Source organism: Paenibacillus sp. JQZ6Y-1 (assembly GCF_040719145.1).
Taxonomy (GTDB): Bacteria; Bacillota; Bacilli; order Paenibacillales; family Paenibacillaceae; genus Saccharibacillus; species Saccharibacillus kandeliae.
On the sequence record NZ_JBFDUZ010000001.1, the window covers coordinates 1,733,818 to 1,750,796 of the forward strand.

General features: G+C 47.3%; 14 protein-coding genes. 12 read left to right on the plus strand and 2 right to left on the minus strand.

The window, feature by feature from the left end; all coding sequences use genetic code 11:
- Positions 1-28: 28 nt before the first annotated feature.
- From ABXR35_RS07555 to ABXR35_RS07610, 12 genes are all read left to right on the plus strand, one after another.
- Positions 29-412, plus strand: a complete 384-nt coding sequence (locus ABXR35_RS07555) for a DUF3024 domain-containing protein (protein ID WP_367057668.1) — start codon at positions 29-31, stop codon at positions 410-412.
- Complete coding sequence (locus tag ABXR35_RS07560) at positions 387-1,571, plus strand: CobW family GTP-binding protein (RefSeq protein WP_367057671.1); 1,185 nt, start codon at positions 387-389, stop codon at positions 1,569-1,571. Before ABXR35_RS07555 ends, ABXR35_RS07560 begins: the two co-directional genes overlap by 26 nt.
- Before the next feature lie 24 nt (positions 1,572-1,595).
- Complete coding sequence (gene folE2, locus ABXR35_RS07565) at positions 1,596-2,594, plus strand: GTP cyclohydrolase FolE2 (RefSeq protein WP_367057674.1); 999 nt, start codon at positions 1,596-1,598, stop codon at positions 2,592-2,594.
- A gap of 30 nt (positions 2,595-2,624) precedes the next feature.
- Positions 2,625-3,338: an MBL fold metallo-hydrolase gene (locus ABXR35_RS07570; RefSeq protein WP_367057677.1), complete on the plus strand. Its 714-nt coding sequence runs from the start codon at positions 2,625-2,627 to the stop codon at positions 3,336-3,338.
- A gap of 293 nt (positions 3,339-3,631) precedes the next feature.
- Complete coding sequence (locus ABXR35_RS07575) at positions 3,632-3,994, plus strand: cupin (protein WP_367057680.1); 363 nt, start codon at positions 3,632-3,634, stop codon at positions 3,992-3,994.
- 119 nt (positions 3,995-4,113) lie between these two features.
- Complete coding sequence (locus tag ABXR35_RS07580; RefSeq protein WP_367057683.1) at positions 4,114-4,602, plus strand: MarR family transcriptional regulator; 489 nt, start codon at positions 4,114-4,116, stop codon at positions 4,600-4,602.
- Between the two features lie 181 nt (positions 4,603-4,783).
- The gene (locus tag ABXR35_RS07585; RefSeq protein ID WP_436669350.1) at positions 4,784-5,974 is read left to right on the plus strand and encodes an MFS transporter; all 1,191 of its coding nucleotides are present in this window, start codon (positions 4,784-4,786) and stop codon (positions 5,972-5,974) included.
- A gap of 211 nt (positions 5,975-6,185) precedes the next feature.
- Positions 6,186-7,361, plus strand: a complete 1,176-nt coding sequence (locus ABXR35_RS07590) for a sensor histidine kinase (protein WP_367057689.1) — start codon at positions 6,186-6,188, stop codon at positions 7,359-7,361.
- A 9-nt stretch (positions 7,362-7,370) separates the two neighbouring features.
- On the plus strand, positions 7,371-8,042 hold the full coding sequence (locus tag ABXR35_RS07595) for a response regulator (protein WP_367057692.1): 672 nt from the start codon (positions 7,371-7,373) through the stop codon (positions 8,040-8,042).
- 212 nt (positions 8,043-8,254) lie between these two features.
- The gene (locus tag ABXR35_RS07600) at positions 8,255-9,802 is read left to right on the plus strand and encodes an efflux RND transporter periplasmic adaptor subunit (protein ID WP_367057695.1); all 1,548 of its coding nucleotides are present in this window, start codon (positions 8,255-8,257) and stop codon (positions 9,800-9,802) included.
- A complete protein-coding gene (locus ABXR35_RS07605; RefSeq protein WP_367057698.1) occupies positions 9,799-12,921 on the plus strand; it encodes an efflux RND transporter permease subunit in 3,123 nt (1,040 codons plus the stop codon). Before ABXR35_RS07600 ends, ABXR35_RS07605 begins: the two co-directional genes overlap by 4 nt.
- Before the next feature lie 204 nt (positions 12,922-13,125).
- Positions 13,126-13,896, plus strand: a complete 771-nt coding sequence (locus ABXR35_RS07610) for a hypothetical protein (RefSeq protein WP_367057701.1) — start codon at positions 13,126-13,128, stop codon at positions 13,894-13,896.
- Between the two features lie 178 nt (positions 13,897-14,074).
- Here ABXR35_RS07610 and cyoE read toward each other — a convergent pair whose 3' ends face one another.
- Both cyoE and ABXR35_RS07620 read right to left on the minus strand, forming a co-directional pair.
- Positions 14,075-15,001: a heme o synthase gene (gene cyoE / locus ABXR35_RS07615; RefSeq protein WP_367057704.1), complete on the minus strand. Its 927-nt coding sequence runs from the start codon at positions 14,999-15,001 to the stop codon at positions 14,075-14,077.
- A 535-nt stretch (positions 15,002-15,536) separates the two neighbouring features.
- On the minus strand, positions 15,537-16,811 hold the full coding sequence (locus ABXR35_RS07620) for an MDR family MFS transporter (protein ID WP_367057707.1): 1,275 nt from the start codon (positions 16,809-16,811) through the stop codon (positions 15,537-15,539).
- Positions 16,812-16,979: the final 168 nt, after the last annotated feature.

Below are 16,979 nucleotides of genomic sequence, written 5' to 3' on the forward strand. Positions count from 1 at the left end.
CTAAAGCTGAAGCAGGAGTGTGGAGTGAATGACAATGGATACCTTTACGATGTGCCGAGTGCAGCGAACGATAGATGGTTATATTCACGCGAAAGTACCTGCACCTATGCGCACATCAGTACAACTGGTTTACGATATGGACGATCACAGTTTGACATTGCATGAAAAGCTACCGGGTACAGAGCGTCATCAGTGGAAAAGCACGCCAGTCGCGCGTTTTACACTAGAACATGGATATTGGCATGTACATGCTTTTCAACCGCAAGCACAGCAATGGAAGCCTGTAGATCATATTGCGCCGACTTCTGATTTTGAACAGCAATTGCAAAAGGTGGAGGAGGATGAACACCAACAGTTCTGGCCAGAATGGGCAGAGGAGGAATGGGATGAGACAGGAGCAGTACGACCATAGCAGGGCAAATGCAGAGATAAATGAATCATTGGATAAAGAACGGCAGGAAGCAGCCCATTCATCTCAATCAGAGGAGACAGAGCAGATCGGTGATCCACGGATTCCGGTTACGATTGTGACCGGCTTTTTGGGCGCAGGTAAGACCACACTGCTGAATCATCTGTTGACTGGTGATCATGGGCAGAAAATAGCAGTCATCGTCAATGAATTTGGCGAGGTCGGGATTGACAATGAACTGATTGTTAGTACGGACGATGAGATTATTGAGATGAATAACGGCTGTATCTGCTGCACTGTGCGGAGTGATCTAGTGGAGATTACAGTTCAGTTGCTGCATCGCAAATTCGGTTCACTAGAGAAAGGTTTAGATTCATGGCAGCAGAATTCAAAAAGCGGCGGGGATTTTGACCGTATTGTGATCGAAACGACGGGATTGGCTGATCCGGGTCCAGTTATTCAGACCTTTCTCGCAGAGGAGCTGCTGGCACAGTTTTTTAAGTTGGATGCGGTGCTAACACTAGTGGATGCCCGTCATGCGCACCTTCATTTGGATCAAGGACCGGAAGCGAAGGCGCAGATTGCTTTTGCCGATGTGTTGCTATTGAACAAAACGGATCTGGTGCATGATCAGCAGTTGGAACAGCTGGAAGCACGGCTACGTCGCATGAATGCGTATGCACCGATTCATCGTACCCGATATTCGAGTCTGGATATTGGGCAATTGCTTGGCATTTATTCTTTCGATGTAGAGCAGAAGCTGGATATTAGCCCAGACTTTTTACATGCGCATCATCACCACCATGAGGACGAGGTGCAGAGTATCGTTTTGCAGGCAGATCGTCCGCTAGACTTGCAGCGAATCAACCAATTTATTGATGAATGGTTGCTGCTTCATGCCGAGGACACATATCGGTATAAAGGAATTGTGCATATTGCAAATGTAGAGCAGCGAGTAGTCTTTCAGGGAGTTCATATGATGCTTGGTATCCATACCGATCGCAGCTGGCAAAAGGACGAGCCGCGCAGCAGTCGCATCGTTATTATTGGCAAGCATTTGGACGAAGAATGGTTTCAGCAGCAATTCGCTCAGTGTGTAGCCGAACCTGCGACGTATACACCGCCTATCTTATCACCGCAACCTGCCGATCCATCCCAGTAAAGCAAACTGTTAAAGGAGTCTACCATGAATAGTAAGCAGCACGACACATCTATTTATTATAATGCTATACGGCACAGACTTCCCACCAAAGCCGAGCGCTTGAAGCGATTCGGCTCGGTAGAGCCTATACAGGGAACGAAGCCTGTTCATAAGGAACAGATGAATGACTTGCAAAATACACATCATGATTATCTGTTCACGTTAGAAGAGGTTGGTATCGGTAATCTGCATTATCCGCTAATGGTTCAGTCTTTGCTGACACCGGAGCAGATGACGGTCAATGCTTGTTTTCGATTAACGACTAGCTTGCCGTCTACTTCACGTGGCATCAATATGAGCAGATTGACAGAGCAATTGGAGCGAGCACGGCGACGCGGATTGAGCGATCGGTTACAGGAGTTGTGCACATTGACCGCCGATCTAGCACAAGTGATGGATCAGCAGCAAAGTCAGTTGCAGGTGACCTACGATTGGTTTTACGAGCAGACTTCGCCGATGACCAGATCGATTGGACTCGGCAATGCAACAGCTAGCTTGCATATTGTCTATCACGCCCATGAGAATCATCCCAAGAAAATGGATCGCTTGGAACAGCAGCATTTTGCTATCGAAGCCAGCTTACAGGTACAGGTAACCACGCTCTGTCCATGCTCCAAGGAAATCAGTGAATATAGTGCGCACAATCAGCGCGGTTACGTGGAATGTACTGTTAGACCAATGGGCAAGCTGCCGTACGATTGGAAGGAGCAGCTATTGGAGGTAGCAACCAGCAATGCTAGCAGCTTGCCTTACCCTGTGCTCAAGCGTCCCGATGAGAAGGTGGTCACCGAGCAGGCGTATGAGAATCCGCGCTTTGTCGAGGATATGCTTCGCCTAACAGCAGCAGATCTATATGAGAAAGACTGGATACAATCCTTCGTGATCCAGTGCCGCAATGAGGAATCAATTCATCAGCATGATGCAGTCGGTACCGTTTCCTATCGGCGGACGGACATAGAGAACCGCAGAAACGATACTATTTGACCATAACGTTGTTTTGGGAGTGAACACCGAATGATTGCACTGAATGACCACTTCACTTTACTTGAGTTGGATATGGAATTCATGGGGAAGGATAGCACTATTTATCCTCTGCTTATTCAGGATCGTCAGTACCGTATGCTGGTGGATGTAGGTCTGCCGGGACACTATGACGAACTTTCGTATCAGTTACAGCTGGCAGGTACTTCGCCGGAATGGCTGGACGGCATTCTGCTCACGCATCAGGATCTCGATCATATCGGCTGTTTGCCAGAATTGGATGCAGTCAATCGATATGCGACCTTCTATGCACATGAACAGGATGCACCGTATATTCGCGGCGAACGACTATTGCTCAAGCCTAATGTTGTGCCTTGGCAAGCCTCTTTGCCGGTATTACCATCAGGACGAATCGACCGTTATCTTACGGATGGGCAGAGCTTTCATATTGCAGGTGGAATACAGGTCATTCATACACCGGGTCATACATCCGGGCATGTTTGTCTACTGCTGGAACAGGAGCGGACGGTGGTCACAGGTGATCTGGTATTTTATATTGATAATGAACTGGTGTTGCCGCCTGCCGAATTGACAGAGAACATGCCGCAGTCGATAGCTTCGCTGCATAAGCTGATGCAGTACGAATTTGACATATTGCTCTGTTATCATGGTGGCATTTGTCTAGATGGTAAGGCGAAGCTACAACAATTGCTGGATCGTTTACCGATATGGCAGACGAACAGCTGACAATTGAATCGTACAGGCATTGCGTGCATCGTATAACTGCTGGAAGCTTCATGAAGCTACGTCATTCCAATTAAGCTAAATCAAGCTGCATCACTCCCATTTTTTCCTGCTTATGTGTCTCATTAAGGTATATTCAGAATGTGTGAGGTACAGGAAATCGGTTTCTATTGTGAGGGGAAAGTCGAGGTAGATTTTATACGTATACTTCATATACTATAGAATCTGCCTCGACTTTTTTACTACATACACAGCCTATCACCTGTATACATCTAACTATTTGGAGGGATTTTACCGTGCATATTTTTCAATTTGGTCAACAATCAGGAAAACATATCGATAAGTTCAATTCAAACTTTATTATTTCTCGCATTATGCAATACACTGGATCATTACATATGAATTGTGTTTACCTTGAACAGGATGGCGTAATTGGATATCATCAGGCTCCTATACCTCAATTATTACTCATTATGAATGGTAAAGGACAAGTGAAGGGGAATGACGACGTATTCATCGACATTCAACAAGGAGACGCTGTCTATTGGGAAAAGGATGAATGGCATGAAACTAAAACAACCTCTGGCATGACTGCGATTATGATTGAAAGTGAGCAGTTGGATTTATCTCATTTGCAGTTGATGTCTAATAAAGCATAATAGCAATAGAATAATAGTTATGTATATGGTTCTTGATTCCATACCAAAGTTTGGCTTTTACATATTGTTGAAAAGGAAACAATAACGCCATATAATGGATGTATCAGGAGGGATCAGCTATGGACAAGCAGGAACAGGTGATGCAGGAGTTCCGCGATGTATTCAATAAAATGGTATGGCTGAATAAGAGTAAGATGGAAGTCAGTCTCAGAGGGCATACACCTTCGGAAGTACACTGCCTTGAATATATCGGCAAATACGAAGATCCTAATGTAACGCGACTGGCAGAGGCTTTTTACATGACTCGCAGCGCAATCAGTAAAATGACCAAAAAGCTGATGGAGAAAGGCTTGATCGAAAGCTACCAGAAAGCGGAGAACAAAAAGGAAATCTACTTCCGATTGACGCCGAAGGGCAAAGCGGTTGACCAGATTCATGAGGAGCTACACCGAGAGTTTCAGGAGCGCGACCAACCCGTATTTGCACAGATTACGGATGCACAATACGACGGTATGCTCCGCTTTATCGACCATTACAGTCGTCATCTAGATGAACAGATTCGGAAAATGGAAGACGATCCCAAGCATATTGCTTCAGCTAATAGCTAAACCAAACAGCCATTCTCAGTAGAGGATGGTTTTTTTGTGTTTATAATTTTGTTGACAAGGAAACAAAATAATTCTATGATATTGTCAACCAGGAAACAAAATAAACTTGTAAGGAGCGATCTACTTGTCTCAATCGACATCCAACTCATCTCATCAACCCCCATCCACACCAGAACCGGCTGTGAACAAACAAGCACTCATTTTCGGTCTAGTTGCCGTATTTCTATGCGGTATTGGCTTCAGTATTATCATGCCAGTGGTTCCGTTTCTCGTTCAGCCTTATGTTCATTCACCAGAGCAGCAGGCAACCATCGTTACGTTCCTTTTATCCGTATATGCTTTTTGCGTATTCATCGCTTCGCCGGGGCTAGGTGCATTAAGTGATCGCTTTGGTCGTCGTCCAGTACTGCTTATTTGTCTATTCGGCTCTGCTATTGGCTATATCGTATTCGGTATCGGTGGGGCGCTATGGGTGTTATTTCTCGGACGCATCATTGAAGGGCTGACGGGTGGCAGTATCGGTACGATCTTCGCTTACTTTGCAGATATTACTCCGCGTGAGCAGCGTACGAAGTACTTTGGCTGGGTCGGTGCTATGACAGGCGTAGGTATCGTTATTGGTCCCACGATTGGTGGTCTGCTTGCTACATTCGGCTATGCTGTACCGATGTATGTTGGCGCTGCGATCACGCTCGTCACCCTGATCTACGGTCTGATCTATATGCCGGAAAGTCTGGATGCACGCCATCGCTTACCCCGCATAACTGCTTCTCGCCTGAACCCCTTTACTCAGTTATTCAGTGTACTATCGATTCGACATTTGCAGCGGTTGCTGCTCTCGGCATTTCTGCTGTGGATTCCCAACGGCTCGCTGCAAGCGATCTTCTCCCAATTCACCATCGACAATTTCCACTGGCAACCAACTGTAATCGGTCTGATTTTCTCCATCATCGGTATTCAGGATATTGTCTCGCAAGGGCTGATTATGCCGCGTCTACTGAAAAGGATGAGCGATTCACAGATTGCCACGCTGGGCATGATGTCGGAAATCGTAGGCTATCTGTTCATTGCAGCATCAGCGATCTTCAGCTTCTATCCGCTGCTTATACTGGGTATGCTTGCCTTTGGCTTCGGTGATTCGATCTTCGGTCCATCCTTTAATGGGATGTTATCCAAATCCGCAGAAGCGAACGAACAGGGACGCATCCAAGGCGGTAGTCAGTCGATTCAATCCTTGGCACGTATTGTCGGTCCCATTGTCGGCGGTCAGATCTATGTCTCACTCGGTCATACAGCTCCCGCATTCATGGGGGTTGTGCTCATCAGTCTTGCCATTCTGATACTATATCGCGGACGTAAGGCGTACACATAAGCCGCCTTAGTGTGCGCAATCCGAACCATATTCGAACGATCTCACCAAGATCAAGCGCTGTCGGAGCATCTCCGCCTTGTCTTGATCTTGCTCATGTGTATCCCTCGACATCAACAATATTCCATCCACTCCAAAAAGGGCATACCCAAAAGTACAATATACAAATGCCCACACCTGATATAATGGAACAGACAGGTGAAAGGGTGAAACTATGCAGAACAGTCATCATTTTTCGGGAATCGCTCGTGAAGCCAGAAAAATCACCGTACTCTGGATATTCATTATTCAGATCGGAGTCAGCATTATCGTGACCGTTGCCAGACAAAGCCCAGTGCATGTAGGGCTTTTGATGCTGGTGCTGTTTGCGTTTATGATTATGAACTGGTTTTTTGATCGATTTTCGCAAAAATGGGTATGGCTTTATTTTACCGTTCAGGTATTACTGAGCGTATCCACCATCTATTTTTCCCATTATGGTTATGCACTGGTACAGCTCGGCTTGTATCCGCTGCTGGCAGGGCAATTTCTGTATGCGTATTACGACAAAGTGAAAATGTTCTTTTTCATGGCGCTTGGCTACGCGATTGTATTATGGTACACGCTCTCAACAGACGGCATATCGGGTCTTGCCTTATCGCTATCGCTGGTAACGGTTATGAACATTATTGTCATCAGCATCGTGAATTTGATGCTGCGGCAATATTATGCACGCGTGCGTACCCAGAATTTCCTTGAAGAACTGGAACAGGCACATCGGCAGGTGGAGGAATTGACCGTTGCGAACGAACGCCAGCGGATGGCGCGTGATTTGCATGATACATTGGCGCAGGGATTGGTCGGCATCATCATGCAACTGGAAGCGGTACATGTACATCTTGGCAAAGACAATGTTGGTCGCGCACGCGAGATCGTCTCATCTTCTATGGACAATGCGAGAACCACGCTAGCAGAAGCGCGCGAGGTCATTGACAACCTGCGGTTGCAATCGACGGATGATACTGATTTTGGTCATCTGCTACAAAATGAAGTGAATCGTTTTCAGGCAGCAACTGGTATCGCTATGCACACAGACCTTTCCATTCCGCAGGAGCTGTCTCCACTGCAAATGGAGCATAGTCTGCATATTGTGCGCGAATGTCTAACCAATATTGCGCGTCATGCGGAAGCGCATTATGCAGCTCTATGGTTAGGTGCGCAGGACGATCATATGCTCATTCGCGTCGTTGACGATGGACGTGGGCTGGATACGTCGCAAATTGGCAAGCAGCCCGGTCATTATGGTCTACTCGGCATCCGCGAGCGGGTACGTATTATGTATGGCAATTTGAATATTATGCCTAATAAGCCAAAGGGCACGATTATCGAGATTGAGATTCCGCTCAGATAGGAGGGTGACATGAAATATCAAGTACTGATCGTCGATGATCATTTTGTCGTTCGGGAAGGGCTGAAGCTGATTCTAGAAACGAGTGATGACTATCAGGTTGTCGGTGAGGCAGAGAACGGGCAGGTCGCTGTTCGGCTTGCATTGGAGCTGCAACCAGATGTGATTTTGATGGATCTGAATATGCCCGTGATGGATGGGCTGGAAGCGATGCAGCAGCTGCAACAGCAGCAGTGCACCATTCCGGTTGTTATTTTGACTACGTATAACGAGGACGATCTGATGGTGAAAGGGCTGGCGATGGGGGCGCGCGGATATTTGCTCAAGGATTCCAAGCGCGAGAATCTGTTCCGCACGCTGGATTCGGCGATTCGCGGCGAGACGCTGCTACAGCCTGAGATTATGCAGACTGTCTTTCAAGCGCGCGGCAAAGCGATGGCACCCGCACCAACAGTACGCACAGCCAGTGCCTCCGGCTACAGCGCGATTCTATTATCTGAACGCGAAAAGGTCGTTTTACAGGCGATTGCGCATGGACATCGCAGCAAGGATATCGCCTTTGATATGGGCATCTCCGAGCGGACGGTTAAGGCGCATTTGACGAGCATTTACAATAAGCTTGGTGTCGATTCCCGTGCGCAGGCAGTAGCGATTGCGATTGAGAAGGGGATCGTTCATCTGTAACAAAGCAATAGACTTCGTCAAGGACACTCATTCGTAGGAATGAGTGTTTTTTTGCGTACGTTTACCCAAAGGGCAAGACTCGGCTGCCCTTTTGGGCAGAAAGGAAAAAAAGGGCAGTTGCACGTATGGACGATTCCGAATGTTGTCGATTTTGGTAGTGTGGAATACAGGAGTACAGATTAGACATACGATTATAGGAGGATACTGTAAGCATGAATAGGAAATGGTCCATAGCCTTCACATCCGTGGTGCTGGTTGCCAGTTTGGCAGCTTGCTCCAGCGAACCAGCGGCGGTAGCGCCGACAACAAGTACAGTGCAGATGACAACGGTCAAAAAACAGCCGCTCCATACGAACTACGATCTGTCCGGTACATCAATCGCGTATGAGCAGACCCCCGTCTCCTTTCAGACGGCGGGAACCGTATTGAGCGTGAGCAAGGATATTGGCGATACCGTCAGCAAGGGCGAAGTGCTTGCCCGATTGGATACGTCGGATCTGCAATTATCTCTGCAAAATGCACAGGAGGATGTATCCGCAGCCGCCGCTTCATTGGCAAGTGCGAAGGCATCCTTGAGCGATGCTCGCGCCGGGCAACAAGCTGCCGCAGCAGGTGTATCTTCGGCACAGGCAAAGCTGGAAAGCGCCCGTATCAGTGAGCAGGATGTTCAATCTGGCGCTCGTTCACAGGAGCTTGCACAGGCGCAAAATGCGGTAAATCAGGCACAAACCGCTTACAACCAAGCGAAGACCGAAGCGACCCGTTCACAGACACTACTGGATAACGGTCTGATGACACAGCAGGATTATGAACAAGCACAAACAGCGCTGTCCGATGCACAAACCGCACTCTCGGACGCGCAGGAGAAGCTGTCCCTCACCCAAGAAGGCTCTAGCACCGCAGACCGTGCCAAGGCTGCTTCTGCTGTAAAAGAAGCGCAGGTCGGCATCCAAAGCGCACAGGCAAGTGTCGAGCAAGCCAATGCAGCGGTCAGCAAGGCAAATGCAGGCGTGGAGCAATCGCAAGCGGCATATGATCAGAAGGTCGTCGCTGTACAAACCGCCAAGCTGAATCTATCCCGTGCCAGCATGAAAGCACCAGCCGCCGGTACCATTCTGGAAAAAAATCTGTCTGTCGGTCAATCCGTAAGTGCAGGCGGCGGTGGAGGCAGTAACGGCAGCTCACCCTTGTTCCAGATCGGCGATATTAGCAAGCTAAAAGTGCAGCTTCCTGTTGCTGATAGCGATATTGCTAGCTGGAAAGTCGGTCAGCAGGTAAGCGTACAGCTGTACAACGATGTACGTACCGGCAAAGTAACTAGCCTTAGCCCACAAACGAATGAAAATACCGGCTCAATCAACGTCGAAGTTGTGATCAGCAACCCGCAGCGTGACTGGAAGCCGGGGCAGGTAGTGAATGCATCTCGTCAAACCTCTGCACAGCAGGGCATTCTGCTGCCAACCGCAGCCGTCATCAGCTCTGGCAGTCAGCCTTATGTATTCAAGGCAGTCAACGGCAAAGCGGTACAAACAAACGTCAAGCTTGGCGAAGTATACAACAACCAATATCAGATTACAAGTGGACTGAAAGTTGGCGATACAGTCGTCACCAGCGGTGCTGACCGTCTGTTCAACGGAGACGAGATCAAGGTCGGCAGCTCCGAATCCAGTGCAACCGGTGGCAATGCTACCGGCACGAATACAAGCAGCAGCCCCGCAGTCTCCAACAATGGAGCTGGCAGTGAGGCTGGTGCGCAATGATTAAATATTTTGTCCAAAAGCGCAAAATCACCATTCTGTTCTTCGTGATGCTCATCATCTTCGGTGTCGCACAGGTCAGCCAGTTGCCCAAGCAGCTAATGCCGGACGTAATTATTAAAACAGCTACCGTCACAACGACCTACGCTGGGGCTACACCGGAGTTGATGGAGCAGACGGTAACCGAAGTGCTAGAACAGAAGATCAAGGAAGTAACCAATCTCAAGACGATCTCTTCTACGTCTAGCAATGGCGTATCCAGCATTACCGTACAAGCGGAGGATGATGCTGACGCGACGGATACATGGAATGAGCTGCGCCGTAAGGTTGAGGATGCACAGGCGCAATTGCCACAGGATGCCGATGCACCAGTCGTCAATGACAATCTAACACAGTCGTTTGTCAAATCATACGCCATTTATGGCAAAAGCAAAGAAGACCTGTATGCACTCAATAATCTAATGACGACTTGGCAAAGTCAGCTGCGTTCCGTTCCCGGCATTACTCAAGTGTCTATCGCCGGTATTCCCGATCAGCAGGTACGCATCGATGTAAACATGTCCAAATTGCAGCAATATGGCATCTCATGGGAAACGGTGCAGCAAGCCATTCAGGGCGAGAACAACCGTGTACCTACAGGTGATCTCACCTATGATGATCGTACCTACCAGATTACGGTGGATAAATCGACAGATTACAAGGAGTTCAATTCCATCGTCGTTTCTCAAAACGATAATAGTATCCCTGTCTACCTGAAGGATGTTGCCACTGTTGAGCTGGGTAAAGCTACCGAAACTCAGCTTAGCTACTACAATGGCAGCCCAGCAATCTCGCTCGATATTAGTAGCCAAACCGGGTCTGATGTACCGACTATGGAACATCGTCTCAATACAAAGATGGCTTCGCTGGAAAAAACATTACCAAGCAATGTCAAAATAGAACCATTATTTGCCCAGAATGACGAAGTGGATCGCATTTTCAAAGATTTGATTAAGGAAATGCTGATCGCGATTGCTGCCGTTATTCTGATTTGTACGCTTGGCATGAACTGGCTGACTGCTGGCTTCGTTGCACTGGCGATTCCAATCTCTATCGCACTCGGCTTGATCTTCCTGCCGGGACTCGGTATTACGCTCAATCAGATTACCATTGTCGGTCTGATTATCGTACTGGGGATTCTGGTCGATGATGCGGTCGTCGTCAATGACAATATCGAACGGCGACTATCCACTCTCGGAGAGAGCCCAACTGACGCAGCGATCAAAGGAACGAAAGAGGTCTCCGTATCGATCATCACGGCGACGCTGGCGACAATTTCGGCATTTGTGCCTTTGATGCTATTGCAGGGAGATATGGGTTCCTTTATCCGTCCGATTCCGACGGTTATCTCGCTCTGTATGCTCGCGTCGATGATCATGTCGTTAACGATCATTCCAATCTTCCGTCAATGGTATGAAGAACGCCAATTGGAACGCGGCAAGCGTCGTCAGGATCGCCCTGCTGGGATACTTGGTCGTCAGATTCAAGCAATTAGCAATGGCTATGCCCATAGGCTGATGCCGCGTGTATTGAAAAAACCGCTTCTGATTGCACTGATCGGTCTGATTGTTAGCACGGGCATTTACGGATTGGCGGCAGCTACACCAGTAGAGCTGTTCCCAACCTCCGAAGATCCGCGCATTACCGTGAGCGTCTCTCTGCCATCTGGCACATCGCTACAGGAAACAAACAAAGTGATGCAAAGCATGGCAGTATGGGTTGGCAAGCAAAATGAGGTAGACAAGACTTCCTATGCAGCTGGCGGTGGAGCACCCCTACTATTTAGCGGGATTGGTAGTGGTGGAGGCGGCAGCACTAACACCGGTCAGATTCTCGTGACTGGTAAAACGGGCATGGATGTGGAGCAAGTAACTGAGCAATGGTCTGATCAGCTCAAGCAGCTATATCCGGGCATTGAAATCTCTGTTAAAGGTGCTGCGCTTGGCGTGTCCGTCGGTAAGCCGGTATCGATCCGTATCGCTGGCGACGATCTGGACGAACTGCGGAGTCTGACAAATCAGATCAAGCAGGTGATCAGTGAAACGTCTGGCACGTATGGGATTACCGATACGATGGGCAATGATAACTATGCATTGGATTTTGTCGTGAATAAACAGGCGATGGATCGTTATAAAGTCAGCTATAATGATCTGACTCAGACCCTACTTATGATGGGTAGCGGCATCAATGTCGGTGACTTTGATAATGGACAGGATTTGGTGGACATCAAGCTGTATATGAACGATGCAGCGTCCTCTAGCCCGAATAAGCTGCTGCAACAGGTGAATGTCACGAATAGCGCAGGTACACAGGTTCCATTATCGCAAATCGTACAAATGAAACCCGGCTTTACGATTCAGCAGATTAACCGCTACGATCTGCAACGTGTGAATACGATTGAAGCAGACGTGAATGGTCGCACCGCTACCGAAGTCATGGGCGATATTACACCGAAGCTGGAACAAATGAATTTTCCTGAAGGCTATACATGGGAAGTAGGAGGAGAAACATCCGATCAGGCGGATACCTTCGGCGATCTAGGGCAATTGTTCGTCGTCGCCGTATTCATTATTTTCATCTTGATTGTCATTCAATTCTACTCGCTATCGATTCCGTTTATTATTATGACTACCGTGTATTTGGCAGCCGCAGGTGCAGTCCTTGGACTGTTTATTACGCAGACACCGATTGGATTTATGGCGATCATGGGGATTATCGCACTCGCTGGTATCGTCGTCCGAAACGGAATTGTATTGATCGAATTTATCGAAGATGCAAGGCGTGAAGGCATGGAGCTAAAAGAAGCGGTGATTCAAGCAGCATCTGCGCGTTTCCGTCCGATCCTGCTTACTTCGCTAACGGCAATCGTTGGTATGATTCCCATTGCTACCATCGGTGAACTACTATTCCGTCCGCTTGGCGTTGTTATTATCTTCGGTCTGATCTTCTCAACCATCCTAACTCTGTTCGTCGTGCCATCGTTGTATATGGTCGTCGCACAATGGAAAGAGAAGCGTCATATTCGCAAGGCGGAGCGCAAACAGCAACGACTTGAGAAACGTAAGCAGCAATTGACACCGTAATAAGAAATGAGAAAAAGTAGACGGCAACAAGCCTACATCCACTAAATACAGCACTTTATCAATAAATTACCCATCAAGGCAGCATGAACGAAACAGCACGAACAAGTCGGCATATGAATCATATCCGTACCCGCCGATGACAGGTACACAGGAGGCAGACCAGATTCTGCCTCCTATTTGTACAATACGAGAGGAGGGCAAGGCATGACAACTAAACATTCCTTTTCTGCGGATACTGCTTCGGTGGAGAAGGCAAAAGTGAAGATGACACTTGAGCATCCTAGGCACGCATGGATTACAGAAATCCAGCAAACGATTTTCCAACTGTACGCCGATCATACGCTGAAACGACAGCATAAAATGGGCTGGTTAATCCAGCTTTACATGACCGTGATGAATGATAACAGGAATAATGGAGCTCTCGATCATGCCAGTGCATTACAAGAGTCTAGCGAAATAGAGAGCATTTCGTATGACGTGTATGGCGACAATCCACAAGAACAAGAGCAGCAGGAGATGCCATGTGAATACTGGCTGAGTCAGCTGCTGATCGAAATGCTGCAAATCCATATCCATGAACGCCATCCTAGTGACAGCATCAAAGAAACGCAGAAAAGAGAATGTGATACTGTTAACGCCCGCCGCGATGATTTTACCGTCCATTTACAGCAATTCAAATTCAATCTATCCTTCTCCAACCAGCGCTTGCTAGATACTGCGTTGCAGCATGCTGCTTGCTTATACACTGCAAAAAAGAAGCTGCATACGCAGTATTTGTATCCATCCCTCCGACAAAAGCGTTGGCAGCAATTGCTAGACAGAGAGAGGGATCAGCTGCAACCATCACATCGATTAGTGCTTGTGCGTCTATGGCTGGATTATATAGAGCAACACCCCAAGCTGTTGGAGGAGTGTATGCAAAGCAATGGACAACCGGAATCTGATTCCATGCTTGGCAGTGGACGCATACATTAACTGCAAATGACAAGAATGCAAATGACAAATCCATATGATAAGTAGCACGCATCCATGCATCTATGAGCAGTAAAATATAATCAACAAAAGGTATCTCTAAAAAGCAATGAATCGTAATAGATCAAAAAAAGGCTGCACCGGAATATTCCAGTGCAGCCTTGAGTTTGTGATTTGATGCTTATCTCAACCATTCCGCAATCAGCGAGAAGGCGATGATGATCAGGAACAGCAGAGTGATGTGGTTGAGGGAGAAAATAAACATTTTCTTCGCCCATGGACCAACATTCGTTTTGTCATAGCTTTTGAAGCTGAAGACGAGCCATGCGGTGCTGAGTACGAATGCAACGCCAGCGATGTACGGGCTAAGTGGCCAGAACATGAAGCTGGACAGTACGAGCAATACCAGATAGAAGTTCGTTTGTGCATAGGTGCGTTTCAGACCTTTTACCACTGGCAGCATCGGTACGCTAGCTGCTTTGTATTCGTCGAAGCGACGAATCGCAATTGCGTAGAAGTGAGGCATCTGCCAGAGCAGCATAGTAACAACGAGCGCCCAGATTTCCCAATGTCCCAGATCGCTTGATACTGCTGCCCAACCGATCAATGGAGGTACAGCACCGGACAAGCTACCTACTTCGGTATTGTAGATCGTTTTGCGTTTGGTCCACATAGTATAAGGAACCACGTACAGGAACAATCCGAGGAATCCGAACAGTGCAGCTAGCGGAGAGCTAACATACAACAGCGCCACACCGATCAGCGCCATGGTCGTTCCGATTGCCAGACCGTTTGGCGCGTCCATTTTGCCGGTTACGGTTGGTCGTGTTTTGGTACGTTCCATGATCGCATCAATATCGCGGTCATACAGATTGTTGAATGCACCGGCAGAGCCGATTACGAGCGAGGAGCCGATAAAAGCCAGAATGATCGCCCCAATATGCTCAAAAAATGAAAGATTGAATACGTAGATTGCCATGCTCAAACCGGCGAACATCGCAATCAGATTGGATTTGATGATCCCCGTTTTGATCGTAGCAAAAAAGATGGCAGGAAACGAATTTACCTGAACATTTGTTTGTGCAACTTGACCTGTTTGATTTTTCATCTCTATATATGTCACCCGTTTCGATGTATTGTATGGATCAATCATACCATTTATAAGGTACAAACACGCATTGTAAATGATGATTTTAAAAATTAAGACATGAAATTGTGAAAACTTTATAACTTTTTTCACAAAAGTATAGGAATCTTTGTGAAAATATGTATGAACATTGATATCATATTAAGATAAATACACATGACAGCAGCAAAATAAACCATATTCTCTGAAAATATAACCTCTTGATTGATAACGTTCTTTTGAAAATCGTAACATTTACCATAAACGATTTATAAGAAAATCGATATTCCATATAGGCAACACCAAACTCCCAATATTCTACACATCAGCGCATGGACATAAAAAAGGGCCGTTATGTGCGGCAACCGATGTTCGTTAGGGGGAAACAGTCGGCGTACCAGCCAGCATAACGGCCAGAATATGTTTTATTGCTGAATATATAATAGATGGTAAAGCAAAATCTAACTTCGTATACCATACATAACGTTCCGCTACATAGCGGTGAGTCTATACCTATCTATGCGCGAGCGGCGCTTCGTTTCTCTGGAAGCGATGTTTCCTGCTGCTCTGCCTGTTGCTGATCGCGAATCGTTAAGCGGCGGTGAGCAACGAACAGGAACGGCAGACCGACCGCAGTTAACAGAGCAAGTGGGACGAATACCATCCAGCCACCCTGCGAAGCATAGTGATCCAGCAGCACGCCACCAGTAATTGGTGCTAGCACATTACCGATATTGTTAAATCCAATCGTTCCGAAGTACGTACCTTTCCAATCGGGATGGGCGATATGATCGATCAATATATCCATCATGGTGAACATCAATACTTCACCGATGGTGAACACGAATACCCCAACAAGAAATGAGATCAGATTATGCGAGAATCCGAAAATAAGCAGGGATACCGCAACAAGCAGATTCCCCATGATGAGCGGTATAATCGGACGGAATCGACGAGCAAAACGCACCACCGGATACTGCACAATCAGTACAATGGCAGCATTGGCAGCTAGCATGTAGGAGAAGATCGTACTGCCATTTTGCAAGTCAGGCGTCAATGACAAATATTGCGCTAAGGTAGAACTAAAGTGACCGTAGCCAAGCACGCAGAAGATCGTACCAATCAGCACAAATAAGAAAATGCGGTCAGAGGTCGTCACACGCAATGCTTCAGCAAGCCGAGGCTTTGCTACGTCAGTTGACGTTGTTACATTCGCTACATCGCGGTGAGCAGCAAATTGAATCATTAGCACGATGCCATATACAATGTACACTAATCCAGCGATTAAAAAAGGAAAGGTCGATTTCGCCGAGCCGAGCTGTAATCCGATAATCGGTCCAAACACAACACCGATGTTGATCGCAGCATATCGCAGATTGAAGACGAGCAGCTTGTGCTCTGGTGGAGTCGTTTCTGACAATAACGCTCGCGATGCTGGCTCAAATACCGCGCGGCAGATGCCGTTCAGCACATTAACAACAAAGAACATCCAAATCTGATTTGCTGCTGCAAAGCCGAAAAAGACAAGTGCCCAGAAAAAGGCGGAGAATAGCATCACCTTTTTGCGTCCGATTCGGTCTGATATGTACCCACCGTAGAAGCTGACAGCTACACCTGCCAATGAACTGGCGGCGATAATGAATCCTGTTTCCGTAGCGGCAATGCCAAGCGTTGAAGTGAGGTAGATCGCCAGAAACGGAATGCTCATGGAAGTGACGAGGCGCCCGAATACCGTTCCGATAATAACGGTCCAAGCGAGAGGATGAATAGCGGTAAGATGTTTGGCAATCATAATCAACACTCCTATGTTTTACAATACGTCAGATGAATTGTTATTATTGTAAAAAGAAAAAAGGAGAAGAAAAAGAGTAAGCTTTTCTATGGTAGTTTCCCCTTTTATTTAAAAATTGTCATTTGCCTATTGAAGCATGCGAAATTACGCTTAGCACGGACGATGCGG

Bases quoted from the DNA above. Each gene is read 5' to 3' on its own strand.
- ABXR35_RS07590 (WP_367057689.1), top strand. From the start codon at position 6,186: ATGCAGAACAGTCATCATTTTTCGGGAATCGCTCGTGAAGCCAGAAAA.
- ABXR35_RS07595 (WP_367057692.1), top strand. From the start codon at position 7,371: ATGAAATATCAAGTACTGATCGTCGATGATCATTTTGTCGTTCGGGAA.
- ABXR35_RS07555 (WP_367057668.1), top strand. From the start codon at position 29: ATGACAATGGATACCTTTACGATGTGCCGAGTGCAGCGAACGATAGAT.
- ABXR35_RS07620 (WP_367057707.1), bottom strand. From the start codon at position 16,811: ATGATTGCCAAACATCTTACCGCTATTCATCCTCTCGCTTGGACCGTT.
- folE2 (WP_367057674.1), top strand. From the start codon at position 1,596: ATGAATAGTAAGCAGCACGACACATCTATTTATTATAATGCTATACGG.
- ABXR35_RS07610 (WP_367057701.1), top strand. From the start codon at position 13,126: ATGACAACTAAACATTCCTTTTCTGCGGATACTGCTTCGGTGGAGAAG.
- ABXR35_RS07600 (WP_367057695.1), top strand. From the start codon at position 8,255: ATGAATAGGAAATGGTCCATAGCCTTCACATCCGTGGTGCTGGTTGCC.
- ABXR35_RS07580 (WP_367057683.1), top strand. From the start codon at position 4,114: ATGGACAAGCAGGAACAGGTGATGCAGGAGTTCCGCGATGTATTCAAT.
- ABXR35_RS07560 (WP_367057671.1), top strand. From the start codon at position 387: ATGAGACAGGAGCAGTACGACCATAGCAGGGCAAATGCAGAGATAAAT.
- ABXR35_RS07605 (WP_367057698.1), top strand. From the start codon at position 9,799: ATGATTAAATATTTTGTCCAAAAGCGCAAAATCACCATTCTGTTCTTC.
- cyoE (WP_367057704.1), bottom strand. From the start codon at position 15,001: ATGAAAAATCAAACAGGTCAAGTTGCACAAACAAATGTTCAGGTAAAT.
- ABXR35_RS07570 (WP_367057677.1), top strand. From the start codon at position 2,625: ATGATTGCACTGAATGACCACTTCACTTTACTTGAGTTGGATATGGAA.